The sequence below is a fragment of the Clostridium folliculivorans genome (genome assembly GCF_024341905.1).
In the GTDB taxonomy this organism is placed as follows: Bacteria; Bacillota; Clostridia; order Clostridiales; family Clostridiaceae; genus Clostridium_AR; species Clostridium_AR folliculivorans.
The window spans coordinates 589086-604561 of the sequence record NZ_BQXY01000002.1 but is presented as its reverse complement, the minus strand read 5'-3'; the positions used below and the strand labels follow the sequence as shown (position 1 = coordinate 604561).

The following is a 15476-nucleotide window of genomic DNA, read 5'->3' as shown; positions in this document are numbered from 1 at the left end:
ATATCACCTAAAAGGGGAGTTTTCTATGAATAATATTCTTTATAAAAGAAATATTATAACGGCTGCTATTATAGTAGTCGTTCTTTTCGTATCAGTTATCTTAAGTATATATAAGTTTTTTAATATTGATTCTAAGATATATGATAATGATATAAGAATGATTGTTTCGAGGCAAAAAAATGAAATAGAAAAAGGAATGTACCATGAAGGGAGTTATCCGTATATTGTTTTTGGCCTAGATGGAAGAGTTCTATATAATGGGGGGGCCTTTGACTATAAAGTTGGAGAATTATTAAATACTCAAGAGATGATTCAAACGGATAAGAGCTTTAGTATTAACAATAAACATGAGATAAAAGAAAGTTTTGTGTTGGAGAATGAGGGAAAGGTAAATGGATTTGTAGTTTTCTTGATACCTGAAAAAGATATTTTAATAGAATCAAATTTTACAAGAGTAATAAATATATTTTCTCCAGTGTTTATTGGTGTTCTTATAAGTGCTTATATTTTAATAGCTAGGACTTTGTACTTTAGCAGAAGGATTTTAACTCCCTTAAAAGAAATTAGTGTTTCCACCAAAGGAATTATTGCGGGTAATTATGATTTAGAAATTATTAGGACCTATGAAAAAGAAATAGGAGAAAATGAAGTTGGTGATCTTACATATTCCTTTGAACTTATGAGAGATGAATTAAAAGCAAAGCAAATAAGAGAAGAAGTTCTTAAAAAATCTCAACAAGAATTGATATCCTGTATTTCCCATGATCTTAAGACTCCGATTTCTACAATCAAAGCATACAGTGAAGGTCTAAGGGATGGGATAGCTAGGACTCCTAAAGCTCAAGAGAATTATGTAAATATAATCATAGGAAAGACAGATTTACTTATAGATATGATAAGTGAACTATTGGAATACTCAAATGCTGAACTAAATCAGCTTGATATAAACATAAAAGAAATTTATTTTTATGAGTATTTCATTCCTGTAATGAAAGAGCTAGAGGTATATGTAAAACAGAAAGATATTGATTTTTCCTACGAAGTAAATACAAGAGATATGTTAGTATGTATAGATAAGAGGCGGATAACAGAGGTTTTATATAATCTAGTGGAGAACAGCATAAAGTATATGAAAAATGGTAGAGGAAGTATCATTATTGAAGCAGAGATGCAGAATGGAAAAGTACTTATAAAGGTGAAGGATAACGGTATTGGTATAAGCCCAGATGATATGCCTTATGTTTTTGATAAATTTTATAGAGCTGAAAAGTCCAGGAGTTCAAGTATACCAGGTTCTGGGCTAGGGTTATCTATATGCAAATACATAATAGAAGAGCATGGTGGTGAGATATACTGTAAAAGTAGGCACAGTAATGGATGTGAATTTGGATTTACGTTAAAGTAAGTTATGAGCTACAAGTGAGTATTAGTGTTCACTTTTGCAACTTTCATGTATTAATTTTTCATAATAAAATTTATATTTTCAAGTTTTCTTATCAGAACAAGAGGAGTTTTGAAAATAGTTTTCAGATTGAAGTGATAAATTTTAAGAAATATAAAGGAGAAAATGATGATGGATAATATTAATATCTTAATAGTAGAAGATGATGATAGTATAAATAACTTAATAGCAAAGGTATTGAAGAAAAATAATTACGATGTGGTACAAGCCTATTCTGGCACAGAAGCTTTGTTGTATCTTGAAAGAGATACATTCCAATTAGTACTATTGGATTTAATGCTACCAGGTAAGACTGGTGAGGAATTAATTAGAAGCATAAGAAAAAATAAGACTATGCCTATAATTGTAGTTTCAGCAAAGATGGATAAGCAGTCAAAATTAGAGCTTTTTAAACTAGGAGCAGATGATTACATTACTAAACCTTTTGATTTAGAAGAATTGTCGGCGAGAATTGATGTGAATGTTAGAAGATATATAAATTTTAATAACAATGAAGTTTTTGATGAAAAGCTAACTTATAAGGATATTGTGTTAAATAAAGAAACTAAAGAGGTTGAGGTAAATGGACTTAAATTAGTTCTAACCGCAAGGGAATTTAATATACTAGAATTATTTTTAACCCATCCTAAAAAAGTATTCAGTAAAGCTAATATTTTCGAAAGTGTGTGGGGAGAAGAGTATTTATGTGATGAAAACACTGTAAATGTTCATATGAGTAATTTAAGAAATAAATTGCAAAAGGCAAATCTAGAAGAGGAATATATAGAAACAATATGGGGAATGGGCTATAAGCTTAAAGGATGAACTTAAGGTTTTCTTAAGGATTCCTTTAAGTTTTTTTATTTTATCAATTATAGAATATTGATGTAACGATTAATAAGAAAATTTATATTTTCAAATTTTCAACTTACACTAAGAGAAACTTTAAAAATGTCTTTAGGATTGAAACGGTACATCTTTATAGGCTTCCTAGCTCAACTATTAATTTATACATGTCCGAAAATCCCCAGAAGCCGCGATTTTTGAACAAGTATAAATTAAGTTTCGACATAGGAACCCTTTAAAAGCATAATAATTGATTAAATATAAAGTTTGGAGGAATCAAGCTATGAATAAGGTTTTAACAGTAGAAAAAATAACTAAAGAATATGGAAGAAAGAATGTTCTTGAAGGTGTTAATCTTTCGGTAAATCAAGGGGAGATTATAGGACTTGTAGGGCCAAATGGTGCGGGAAAGACAACGCTCATGAAGATTATTACTGGGCTTATAAAAAATTATAGTGGTGATGTATTTATAGAAAATGAGAATATAAAGACTTCAAAAAGGAAAAAAACAAAGTCAGTAGGCTGTGTTATAGAGACACCAGGGTTTTATCCTAATTTAACTGGATATGAAAACTTATTATTCTTTGCTGAGATTTCTGGTATGAGAGATAAAAGCGAAATAGACGAAATAGTAAAAAGTGTTGGGATTGAGGATTATGTTCATAAGAAAGTTAAGCAGTATTCTTTAGGAATGAAACAAAGACTAGGTGTTGCTCAGGCTGTATTAACTTACCCGCCGCTTTTAATACTAGATGAACCAACAAATGGGTTAGATCCAGCAATAGTTCCTAAGCTGAGAAAGTTTATAAAGCAACTTGCTAAAGAAAAAAATACAGCAGTGCTAATATCAAGTCATATCCTTTCTGAAATTGAGCTTATGTGTGATAAGGTTGTGTTTATACAACAGGGAAAGATAATTAAGATTGAAAGTTTAAATAGATATAGTGAGGATGGTGGTACAGTATCTTTTGTAACAAGTAAAATAGAAGCTTTAGAGTCTTTTTTAAATGAAAGAAACTTAAGTTATAAAGTTATAGATAAAGATCAAATTCAATGTAAAATCAACACAGAGGATCTGGAAAATCTAGTTTCCAGTATAAGTAAAGCTGATATACCACTAAGGAGTGTATATGAAGTTAAAGATAGCTTGGAGAAAAAGTATTTGGATACAATGAGGGGGGAATAAAATGGATAGGTTATTGAAAACAGCATATCTAAATGTAAAAAATGTTTTGAGTACAAAGGAATTATTATTAGGAATAATAGCTGCTTTTGGATACTCAATGTTATGGGTCCTGGTTGTGCATCCTCCTAAATACGATCTCGAAGGTTATAGTTTTGAATTTGAGCGTTTTTTGTTTGTAATAATGCTATATGGAGCAGTATGTCTTTTGAGAGATGATATTAGATTTAATACTAGCAAAACTGTTTTTACTGGAATCTTCAATAGGATAGAAATAATGTTATCAAAATTCATATCACTTCTGATGCTAGCTTTGGCCTTCTTTGTAGTTGCAGAAATAAATAATATTCTAGCTTCTATATTATTGTACTCAAAAATAGGTATCACAGGATTTTTGGCATATTCACATATACAAATGTTTATAACTTATGTAGTTACAACCTTAACTATGGGAAGCATCATGATACTCATAGTATCTATAAGTTTTAATGAAAGTAAGTCCATATTATTTTATATATTATTTTTAGCAATGATTAATTTTTATACCTCTGGTATAACAATGTTAGTTTACAGAAATCCAGAATTAAAAGATAAGTTATGGGGATATATGATAACACCTTTTTATAATGTATCCGCATTAAATCAAGGCATGTATACAATAAGAGCTGTACTGATAAATTTAATCTGGGCACTAGTATTTTTCTTAATTACTACTGTTGTGATTAACAGAAGAGAAATAAAGTAATAAGAGAGGAGTTTATTATGGATAGACTTTTAAAGGTTGCTACACTTGAAATAAAAAGAAAAAAATTTATAAGAGAGTTAATAATTTCTTTAGTTATCTTGACTGCGTTATCATTTTTAGGCTATTATGTTTTGATATATTTTACTAGTGAATCACATTTATCTACCATTCCAGAGACCTTCCTTCAAACAATTCCATACATTATTCTGGTTTTTAGTAGTGTTTCATTAACACAGGAATTTTCTAATAAAACTGATAGAATGATTTTTACAGGAATATTTAGCAGAAGGGAAATAATAATTTCTAAATTAGTTAGCATTATATTTATTTCGGTTATGTGTCTAGTATTTTATGAACTAACAGAAGTAGTAGGCAGAACCTTTGAAATACGAGCACTGCTTACTCATTTGTGTACATTTTTAATTTATTCCTTCACCATAGGCTCTTTTATACTTATGATTTCAACCATAACTTCTAATTTTATAATCACTGGAGTTATTGGCTACATTTTGTATTTTGATTTGATACTGGTACTTTTTAGTCAAGCTTTAGAATCTAAAAGAAGTGAAGTTTTGACTAAAGTAATAGAACAGTTACCGTTCTATATAGCAAACACAGGATTTTTTGTAGGTCATTATACTTTTTATCAGGCAATAATTATGATAAGTTGTGGTCTGTTATTTTTTGTCATTACTTGTGTTATAATAAATAAAAAAAGTTTATAAAGATGTACCACTTTGATCAGAAATCTATTTTTAAAACTATTACAGGTTTTGGTGAGAGAATTTTAAAAATTAAATTTTGTTACATAGTGGTACACCTATAAAGGATTGCATTATGAGTGATACTGTATTAAAGCTAAACAATATAACAAAAAAGTATAAGAATTTAAATGTACTTAAAGATATAAGCATGACTATAAAAAAAGGACAAATCTATGGTCTAATTGGTTTAAATGGAGCGGGAAAAAGTACACTGCTTAAAATTATATCTGGTCTATCTATTCCTGATAGTGGTAGTATAGAGCTTTTTGGAGAGTCTGAAAAAGCTAAAATCGAGGTACAAAGAAGAAGAATTGGAACCATCATAGAAAAACCAGCACTTTATGAAAATAGATCTGTTTATGAAAATATGAATATTAATAGGATTCAAAAGGGTATACCAGGGATAGCCTCAATAGATAAAACACTAGGTATGGTAGGTCTTATTGAATTAAAGAAGAAGAAAGTAAAAGACTTATCCTTAGGAAGTAAGCAAAGAGTTGCAATAGCTATGGCATTACTTGGAGATCCTGAGTTTTTGATTTTAGATGAGCCTATAAATGGGTTAGATCCAATTAAAGTCATAGAGATAAGAGAGCTACTAAAAAAGTTATGTAGAGAATACGGGATTACAATACTTATTTCGAGCCATATGCTAGGAGAGCTTTATCATCTTGCAAATTATTATGGAATAATCCATAAAGGTAAGTTAGTGCAGCAATTGACACTTCAGGAATTAAAGGTCAGGTGTAAAAAATATGTTCATATCAAGGTAGATAGTGTTGCAAATGCTGCAGTTATTCTTAGTAAAAAGTTAAATACAACAGAGTACAATATTCTGCCAGATAATATCATAAATTTATATGATTATATAGATGAAACAGGGAAAGTTACAGAGACTTTAGTAAAGGAAGGAATTAGGGTAGAACAGATTATGCCAATGGGAGAAGAATTGGAGAGTTATTTTTCTAGTGTAATAGGGAGAGAAGATGATGTTTAATTTATTAGAGATGGAATTTTATAAGCTTAAGAGATCTAAATCCCTCTACTTTCTTATATTGATATCCTTGCTACAAGCAATTGTTGTTTATTTTTTTTCTGAAAGATTAAAACAATATAATGGTAAGGACACTCTAACCTATATGTTTTTTATTCAATCTACTTTGGCGTCTACTTTATTTATCGGAATTTTTTCAGCAGATTTTATTGGCATTGAATTTACTTCTGGTTATATAAAAAACTTAATAGCCTATGGACATAAAAGAAGAGACATCATTATATCTAAAGCTATAGTCTACTTTATTGGCTGTATATTTATAAATTTTATAAGTCCCGTAGTAGTTACAATAATAAATACATTTAGAAATGGCTATGCAGCTGGATTCAATGCCTTAAACTTTATAAACTTAATAAGCTTAGTTTTTACTATGATTATCCTACAAATGGCTACCGCTAGTATTAGTTTATTAGTTATATTTGTGTCCAAAAGTCCTATCATTAATATAGGTGTGATTATTTCGTTGGATTTTGTATTTAGAGTTATGAATATAATATACATTCGCTATTTGGCGACAGGAGTCATCTACGATAATTTTCTATTATCTCAAGCTGAACTTATAACAAGAGATGGTGCCGGAGGAATGGAGTATTTACGAGCACTTATAATAGGCTTAGTAACTATATGCTTATGTATATCGCTTACTAATTATATGTTTAAAAAATTGAACATTAAGTAAAAAAATACTGGAAGGCAGGAGTATGATGTTATTTTTAGGTTTGGCTTTCTCAAGCATAATAATCTTTTTAATATATAAGTTGTTTTATTCTGAAAGCCAGATATCAAGCTTAATAAAGCAACTTTCAGAGGTTAACAAAAGTAAATCGGCTGGAAAAATCACCATTGGGTTGTCTAATAAAAAGATTGAACTTTTGGCAGAAGAAATAAATAAAACCATCGTTATAAGAAAACAAAGTGAAGCTGAAAGAATGAAGGTTGAAAATGACTTGAAGCAAACAATAGCAAATATGTCCCATGACCTGAGGACTCCACTCACATCAATTATTGGGTATCTTCAATTTTTGAAGCTAGATGAACTTAGCGAAAATGAGAAAAAGGAATATATAGAAATAGCTGAGAACAGAGCTAAGTCACTGGAAACTCTATTAAATGATTTTTATGAATTATCATTAATTGAGTCTTTGGATTATGAACTTAATATGGAAAAGTTAAATATAAATAAAATATTGCAAGAAATTATATTAGGAAGATATGCTGATTTTGCTGAAAGAAATATTAGTCCAAATATAAGTATACCCAATAACAACCTTTATGTTATAGCAGAAAAGAAATCATTGGAGCGAATAATCGAAAACTTGCTCTCCAATGCTATAAAATACGCAAAAGATAAAATAGATATATCGTTAAAAGAAGAAAAGGACGGAATGCTACTTACTGTTAGTAATACTTTTACGAACTTAACTGAAGAAGACTTAGAAAATATATTTGATAGGTTTTATATGGCTGATAAAACACGTTCAGGCATGGGGACAGGCTTAGGGTTAGCCATTGTAAAAGGTTTAGTGGAAAAGATGAATGGAACCATTTCATCAGATATTAAGGAAGATATGTTTAATATATGCTGTAGTTTTCAAGCTATTAATTAGTCTATTAACTCGCTACCTTCAGTTAACGCATAGTACTACACAATTGAAGTTATAAAAAAATAGTTATTTCTAATTAATGATTTTATTTATAAATTTTGTTCGAAATATAAATCATTTTAAAAGCAATCTTTATATGGAGTTTAATGACTGAAGTAGTTTATCTATATAGTAATGCCTTGAAAGCAGAAAGCAGCTTTTCAAAGGCATTTTTTACTGTAAAGAAAATATAAAAATTTTGAGCTAGCTAAACCTTGTAATTACAACTACTTTACTAGCTTTTTATAATTTTATCTATAGATTGTATCAATCTTGTAATTAGATGAATAATAAGCTATATAAGAGAGATTAATATATCAATATTAAAGGAGTAGTGATTATTATGGAGTACTTATTAGATACAAATGCTGTAATAGGACTTTGGAACCAGTATCCTTTTGTTATTGATAAGCTTATAGAAGAAAAAAAGCTTAGAATCTCAAGAGAGGTAAGTGAGGAACTTGTTATAAAAGAGATGCGCCTATATAAGGGCCAACAAGTATTATCAGATAGATTTTGTAAATTGATATTTTTTATAATAGAAACTGATAGACATGAAATTAATAAGTTCTACTCTACCTTGAATATAAAGCATACTAAGAATGGTAATACCTATGTTGATAATAAAAATAAATTATCGCAAAATGATCTATCACTTTTGTATACCTGTCATTTAGATAGTAACTTGATATTGGTAACTGAGGATAAGTATTTGTTCAATGCTGCAATAGGTATTTTAGGAGAAGATAGAGTGATTACATTAAATAAACTAGTAGAAAAAGTTGAGGTAGAAGTATAGGCTATTTTTAATGTGCAAATAATGATACTAAAATCAATTCAAACCCTGATTTTATGTATAAATTTTTAAAAAGTTATATATTTTTATATTTAAAAAGTTTTCATTTTAACATTTTAAATATTATTAAATTTAAAATGTTAAATATTTTCGTTATAAGAATTCTACATAAATGTTATTAGGAAAGATGGATGCATAAAAAACGCTGAATGGAGGTCGCTTCAGCGACTTTTCTATCAATATTAATGTTCCTTAAAGGTGAAATTGGATACATATTTTTAAAAATAAAAAGGTTTCTTTATACAAATTGCTACTTTTTTGTAATTGAAAAATTTTCCTGGTAATGTTATGGTAATATTGTCATATTTGTCACAAAAGGGGAGTTATTATGAATGATAATATTACGGTTGAACTAAAAAATCTTTGTATGAGTTACGGATACAAGGAGGTCTTAAAAGGAATTAATTTAGAAGTACATAAGGGAGAGATTATAGGTTATATAGGAACCAATGGAGCTGGAAAGAGTACTACAATAAAAATAATCTTGGGTATTGTAGAAGGTTATACAGGAGAGGTTAAGGTATTAGGTCAAGATATTTCAAAAGATAGGCTCGAATATAAAAGGAAAATAGGGTATGTACCTGAGATAGCTGAAATATATGACAATCTTACTGCAAGAGAATATCTTACTTTTATCGGAGAATTATATGGAATGTCCTATGAGAAAGCCGATAGTAAGGCTGAAAGATTGATGGACATATTTGGTATAAGGGATTCTTACGATTCAAGAGTGAATTCTTATTCTAAAGGTATGAAGCAGAAGGTATTACTAATCTCAAGTATGCTTCATAACCCGGAAATATTATTTTTGGACGAGCCACTTAGTGGGTTAGATGCAAACAGTGTGATGGTTGTGAAGGAAATTCTGTCTCATCTTGCTAAGCAGGGGAAAACTATATTTTATTCTTCTCATATAATGGACGTAGTTGAGAAGATAAGTAATAGAATAATACTTCTTAATAATGGTCAAATTGTTGCTGATGGCAGCTTTGAACAGCTAAAGGAAAATTCTAAGGAGGGCTCCTTAGAACAAATCTTTAACCAAATTACTGGGTTCAATGGTTATGAGGCTATTGCAGAAGAATTTGTATCTATAGTTGAAGAGGTGTAGCCCTATGAAAGATTTTAAGTTTTTAAAGTTTTTAGATAGATTTAAAGCTTTATTTGAAAAATTAGGCGTAGATTATAAAGCTATGAGGAAAATTTTACAGATTAAATTGATAATGGATGGAAGGAGAGTTCCCACTGTTTTTTCTAATAGTAACAAGAAAGATGATGATACTAGCAGTAATAAATTCTTTAAATCTTTAGGAATTTATCTTTTAATGGGGCTCATACTGATCCCGTTTGTAATTATGGATACCAATTACATCTATCAAATGAGTTTTGTATTTGTCATAATTACCTTCTTTGTAATGACCTCTTTGATTTCTGATTTTTCTTCAGTGCTTTTGGATGTTAAAGATAAGAGTATAGTAGGCACAAAGCCTGTTAATCTTAAAACCTTAAGGTTTGCAAAAACTATTCATGTTTCACTTTATATGTTCTATATTACGGCTGCTTTGGTTGGACCAGCACTTTTGGTTAGCTTATATAAACAGGGAATTCTGTTCTTTCTTATATTCTTAGTTTTAATAATACTAATTGATATGCTAATAATTGTTCTAACTTCTTTAGTTTATTTCTTAGTTTTGAGGTTTTTTGACGGAGAAAAGCTAAAAGATATAATAAACTACATCCAAATAGCTTTAACCATGGTACTTATGGTAGGTTATCAACTGCTTGGAAGACTATTTAGTATAGTGGATTTACAGATTCAATTCGTGCCAAAATGGTGGCAGTATTTTATAATACCAATTTGGTTCTCAGCGCCTTTCCAGATGCTTAAAAAATCAGAGATAAATAACACTTTTATTATATTTACTATAATGGCAATAGTAATTCCGATCATGGCGATGGTTATATATATAAAGTTAATGCCTGCTTTTGAGAAAAATCTTCAAAAGTTAAATAATAATTCTGAGAATGGTAAAAGAAAGAGCAAGAAGCAACATCAACTTCTTTCCCTACTTCTTTGCAGAAGCAATGAGGAGAGGGTGTTTTTTAGATTTGCTTCTGATATGATGAAGAATGAAAGAGAATTTAAGCTGAAAGTGTATCCTACCTTAGGCTTCTCTATAATATTTCCATTCATATTCTTATTCCAACAGATAGGCTTTTCAAGCTTTAGTAAAGTAGCAGAAGGAAAATCTTATTTTTATATATATTTTTGCGGGATGATGCTTCCTACGGTTATGATGATGATAAAGTATTCTGAAAGATATAAAGGAGCGTGGATTTATAAAACTTTGCCTATAAATAGCTTTGTGCCAGTGTTCAAGGGAGCAATAAAAGCATATATAGCAAAGCTGTTTTTACCTTTATTCTTAGTTGATACTATAATCTTTGTATTTATTTTTGGATTAAGAATATTACCTGATATGCTCATAGTACTTTTAAATACAATGATTTTTAATATAATGTGTTTTGCAGCTAATAAAAAGACCTTGCCTTTTTCTGAATCTTTTGGAAGTACTAAAGAAAATGGAATGTTAAATTTGATGTTAGCTTTAGGACTGGCGGTTCTAGCAGGAATTCATTTTCTTTGTACTAATATAAATTACGGTGTGTATGTATATATTATTTTAGCATCTATAGCTAATTTAATACTTTGGAAATATGCTTTTAAGATTTCACCTGATAAAATTAATAAAAGCTAGAAATGATTACTTGGATCAAAAATCTACTTTTAATCTCCCACAGAATGTAGTACTAGAATTTTAAAATATAAATTCTAGTACTAATTTAAAAATCAAAGAATATTGTTAGTGAATTTAATGGCTTGTGCATGAATATTATCAAAAGCTAAGCAATATATATAGAGTTGGTAAAGGACTTGCTGATATTACTGAATCTTTTGCATTAAGCAGTCTATGTCTTACGTTAAAATTATATAAAATAATGGAGGAAGAGATAGAAGATGTTTAAATTGATGATAGCAGATGATGAGGCAAGAATAAGAAGAGGAATTAGAAAAGCTATCGAGTGGGAACAACTTGATATAGAAGTTGTTGGAGAGGCAGAAGATGGAGAAATGGCCTTAAGCTTAGCACAAAAGACATGTCCAGACATAATCCTCTTAGATATATGCATGCCTTTCTTAAATGGTTTAGAGCTTATCACTAGATTAAAAGCTTCTGATAAAGAATGTATGATCATAATTATTACAGGACATGATGAGTTTGAATACATGCAGCAAGCTATAAAACTTAAGATTTTTGATTATATTCTGAAGCCTGTAAATAAAGAAAGTCTTAAAGATGCTATTACGAGAGTAATTGAGGAATTAAATAAGGTAAGAGAACGTAGGAACTATTTAGACTGGGTTAATAAACAGTTTGATAGCAATATAAATACTCTAAGACATAGCTTTGTAAATAGCTGGTTAAGTGGAAATATGCCCTTCGAAGCCGTTGTTAATGAATTGAAATTTCTTAAGATAAATATAGACAACAATGTTGGAATAGTGGTAATAAAGGTTTTGGATAGGTTTAATACTGAAATAGTATCAAAAAAGTGGGATAATAGGCTTCTGAGTTTTGCCATAATAAATATATGCTATGAAGTGCTGGGAGATTTTGAACCTATATTTAATTATGTTGATAATGAAGATAATATTATGATAGTTTTCAAAATAGATAATACTTATGAATGGATAAGCATTGGTACTATTATAGAAGAAAAAATATTGAAACATCTTAAGTTTAATATTCTTCTGGAACAGAGAAAGATTTCAAATGGTATTGTTGGAATTAAACAAGCCTATAAATCTTTAGTAAACGTTATCAATGAAAAAGCAATGCTTAAACCTGTAGTGCTTTTAGCTATAAAGTATATAGAAGGTAATTATTTTTCAAATGATTTAAGCTTGGAAGTAGTTGCAGAACAATTTAATGCCAATCCCTCGTATTTAAGTAGAATTATAAAGCAAGAAACTGGATCTTCTTTCATTGATTATTTAACCAATTTAAGAATCAAAAAGTCAATATTTATAATGGATGACCCAACTATAAAGATTTATCAGGTAGCCGAGATGGTAGGCTATAGTAATCAACATTATTTTTGTAAAGCCTTTAAGAAAGTTATGGGAATCTCTCCAACTGAATATAGGGGAGGGAGTGGAATTGGATAGAAAAATATTAATACCTAAAAAAATAATCATGGTATTAATTTTTATAATCGTGCTATGTTTTATTTCTGTTTTAGTAGGAAGAACAAAAAAATCTGAAGGGGTAGAGTTTGTTATAGGTATGTCTCAAGCAAATTTAACTGAGCCTTGGCGGATATCAATGAACGAGGAAATAATAAATGAAGCCAAAAAGTACAGCAATTTAAAGATAATTTATAAAGATGCTGGAGGCGATTCAGAAAGACAGAAAAAAGATATACAAGAGCTTTCAGATTATGGGGTTGATTTGTTAATAGTGGCAATAGATGATTCAAAAAAGCTAACACCTTTAGTATCAGAAACATATAAGCGAATCCCTGTAATAGTTTTAGATAGACCAGTAGAGGGGGCAGACTATACTTTGTATATTGGACCAGACAATGAATCAATAGGTATACAAGCTGGTAAACTTGTGTCAAATCTAATTGGAAATAAACAAGGTAAAGTCATAGAGGTACAAGGTATGCTTAATTCACCTCCTGTGATTGAAAGAAGTAAAGGGTTCAAAGAGGTGTTGAAAGATCATAAAAATATAGAAATTTCTAGAACTGTAATAGGTGAATGGCAAAGAGATGAAACAGAAGATAAAGTTTCTGAATTACTTGCAGAAGAAAAAGATATAGATGTTATATTTGCTCACAATGATTACATGGCACTTGGCGCATATAGAGCAGCTTATAAATTAGGACTTAAAAATATTAAAGTTATCGGAGTGGATGGACTTCTAGGTGCAAATGGTGGTCTTGACTTAGTGGATAAAGGAATTCTTCAGGGAACCTTTACTTGCGAGACTGGAGGTAAAGATGCTGTAAAATACGCTATTGAAATATTGAGCAAAAAGCAAAGTATCCCTAAAGAAATTATATTAAGTAGTGATAAGATAACAAAGGAAAACTTAGATAAGTATCTCAGCAATATGGAGTTTCTTAATTAATAAAGTATAAATTAGCTTACCTAAATTTGAAATTAAGTGGTTATTCATCCGATGCTTTAATGAGCTTACGCAAAGAATTAATATGATTTTGTCATATTTCACCGATGCACCACTTCATAATTGATTTTATATTTTCAAATTCTCTGCTAAGAAACCAGCAGAGCTTTGAAAATAGTTTAATGGCTGAAGTGTTGCATCTTTGGCTAAAACTGTAAACTCACTACGTTCGAACAGTACAGTTTTTTACGCCACTTCATCTGAAAAAATCATTTAATTCTAATAGCTCGCTCATATAGCATCTCCTGCATAACCACTTAATTTCAATAGTAACTATATATAAAACATAAAGACCAAGCATTTTAGAGGGAATACTCTCTATTTATGCAGGGTCTTTGATTTTATGGAGCTTTTTATATTTATAGTAAAAAACAAATCTTGTTCGCCTGTAAGGTTCATCATATGCATACAGAAAAGCAGGTGCGTAAAAAATTCACTGAATTAATTCGCTTATCAACTTCTTTATTCAGTACAAATAGTATACAAAATTACTGATTAATGCAAATACAAAAAGTAGGATACATTATATAATAAATTTGTAAATGATTACAAAGTAATGGGGGAATAGTTATGAAATTAAAAAAATTAGTAGCACTAGCATTAACTTTAGCTTTGACTGCAACAGTAGCAATTGGTTGTGGAAGCTCTAGTACAAATAATTCAGGTGGAGACAAAAGTGCAAATACAACTAGCAAGAAATTAGTTTTGGGATTTTCACAAATAGGTGCAGAAAGTGGATGGAGAACTGCTGAAACTAATTCAATCAAGGAAATACCTAATCTTGACTCAAATGTTGAACTTAAATTTTCTGATGCTCAGCAAAAGCAAGAAAACCAGATAAAGGCTTTAAGATCCTTTATAGCTCAAAAGGTTGATGTAATTGCTCTTGCACCAGTAGTTGAAACAGGTTGGGATACTGTTTTTAAAGAAGCAAAAGATGCAAAGATTCCAATTATATTAGTTGATAGAGGTGTTAAGGTTAGTGATGATTCCTTATATTCAACTTTTATAGGTTCAGACTTTATTGCAGAAGGTAAGAGTGCAGGTAAAATTTTGACTGACAAGTTTGGAAAAGATGCAAAGTTAAATATAGTTGAGCTTCAAGGAACTGTTGGAGCAAGTGCTGCAAATGACAGACAAAAGGGTTTTGCAGATTACATTAAGGACTACCCAGGCTATAAGGTTATAAAATCACAATCTGGTGATTTTAGCCGTGCTAAAGGTAAAGAAGTTATGGAAGCTTTCTTAAAGTCAGAAGGTAAAAATATTCAAGCTGTTTATGCACATAATGACGACATGGCAATGGGAGCTATTCAAGCTATAGAAGAATATGGACTTAAACCAGGCGTAGACGTTGCTATAGTTTCTATAGATGGTATTAAGGATGCTTTCCAAGCTGTAGCAGATGGAAAGAGTACAGGTGTTGTTGAGTGTAATCCGCTTCTAGGGCCTCAAATATTACAAGCTGCAAAAGACTTAGCTGCAGGTAAGACAGTAGATAAATGGATAAAATCCAATGAAGGTGTTTTTGTAGGCGATCAAGCTAAAAAAGAGCTTCCAAATAGAAAGTATTAAGCTTTTTAAAGCTTAGGCTAAGGTTAAGTTTAAGAACTGCATTGAAATTAAGGTGCCACTTGTCAGATACTTTAATGAGTCTATCAAATCTAATAACTCACTCATATAGTA

The 15476-nt window shown here is 29.9% G+C and carries 14 protein-coding genes; all 14 read left to right on the top strand.

Annotated features, from left to right (window positions below; all coding sequences use genetic code 11):
• The first annotated feature begins 25 nt into the window (after positions 1-25).
• The 14 genes from OCU55_RS09170 (at position 26) to OCU55_RS09105 (ending at position 15365) form a co-directional block, all read left to right on the top strand.
• Complete coding sequence (locus OCU55_RS09170) at positions 26-1405, top strand: sensor histidine kinase (RefSeq protein WP_261852001.1); 1380 nt, start codon at positions 26-28, stop codon at positions 1403-1405.
• A gap of 165 nt (positions 1406-1570) precedes the next feature.
• A complete protein-coding gene (locus tag OCU55_RS09165) occupies positions 1571-2266 on the top strand; it encodes a response regulator transcription factor (RefSeq protein WP_261852000.1) in 696 nt (231 codons plus the stop codon).
• Between the two features lie 304 nt (positions 2267-2570).
• Positions 2571-3473: an ABC transporter ATP-binding protein gene (locus OCU55_RS09160; protein ID WP_261851999.1), complete on the top strand. Its 903-nt coding sequence runs from the start codon at positions 2571-2573 to the stop codon at positions 3471-3473.
• Position 3474: 1 nt separating this feature from the next.
• Positions 3475-4215 carry an ABC transporter permease family protein gene (locus tag OCU55_RS09155; RefSeq protein WP_261851998.1) on the top strand — a complete coding sequence of 247 codons (741 nt, stop codon included), beginning with the start codon at positions 3475-3477 and terminating at the stop codon, positions 4213-4215.
• Positions 4216-4232: 17 nt separating this feature from the next.
• On the top strand, positions 4233-4940 hold the full coding sequence (locus OCU55_RS09150; RefSeq protein ID WP_261851997.1) for an ABC transporter permease: 708 nt from the start codon (positions 4233-4235) through the stop codon (positions 4938-4940).
• Between the two features lie 112 nt (positions 4941-5052).
• Positions 5053-5976, top strand: a complete 924-nt coding sequence (locus tag OCU55_RS09145; protein ID WP_261851996.1) for an ATP-binding cassette domain-containing protein — start codon at positions 5053-5055, stop codon at positions 5974-5976.
• Positions 5969-6712, top strand: a complete 744-nt coding sequence (locus tag OCU55_RS09140) for an ABC transporter permease (protein ID WP_261851995.1) — start codon at positions 5969-5971, stop codon at positions 6710-6712. The genes OCU55_RS09145 and OCU55_RS09140 overlap by 8 nt, the downstream gene beginning before the upstream one ends.
• Positions 6713-6734: 22 nt before the next feature.
• Positions 6735-7640 carry a sensor histidine kinase gene (locus tag OCU55_RS09135; protein ID WP_261851994.1) on the top strand — a complete coding sequence of 302 codons (906 nt, stop codon included), beginning with the start codon at positions 6735-6737 and terminating at the stop codon, positions 7638-7640.
• Between the two features lie 379 nt (positions 7641-8019).
• Positions 8020-8475 (top strand): PIN domain-containing protein, encoded by a 456-nt coding sequence (locus OCU55_RS09130; protein ID WP_261851993.1) that lies wholly within the window; start codon positions 8020-8022, stop codon positions 8473-8475.
• 385 nt (positions 8476-8860) lie between these two features.
• Positions 8861-9643 (top strand): ABC transporter ATP-binding protein, encoded by a 783-nt coding sequence (locus OCU55_RS09125; protein WP_261851992.1) that lies wholly within the window; start codon positions 8861-8863, stop codon positions 9641-9643.
• Positions 9644-9647: 4 nt separating this feature from the next.
• Positions 9648-11291, top strand: coding sequence for a hypothetical protein (locus OCU55_RS09120; RefSeq protein WP_261851991.1), 1644 nt, complete (start codon positions 9648-9650; stop codon positions 11289-11291).
• Positions 11292-11551: 260 nt separating this feature from the next.
• Positions 11552-12763, top strand: coding sequence for a response regulator transcription factor (locus tag OCU55_RS09115; RefSeq protein ID WP_261851990.1), 1212 nt, complete (start codon positions 11552-11554; stop codon positions 12761-12763).
• Positions 12756-13733 carry a substrate-binding domain-containing protein gene (locus tag OCU55_RS09110; RefSeq protein ID WP_427847047.1) on the top strand — a complete coding sequence of 326 codons (978 nt, stop codon included), beginning with the start codon at positions 12756-12758 and terminating at the stop codon, positions 13731-13733. The genes OCU55_RS09115 and OCU55_RS09110 overlap by 8 nt, the downstream gene beginning before the upstream one ends.
• A 627-nt stretch (positions 13734-14360) precedes the next feature.
• Positions 14361-15365, top strand: coding sequence for an ABC transporter substrate-binding protein (locus tag OCU55_RS09105; protein WP_183277631.1), 1005 nt, complete (start codon positions 14361-14363; stop codon positions 15363-15365).
• The last annotated feature ends 111 nt before the right edge of the window (positions 15366-15476 follow it).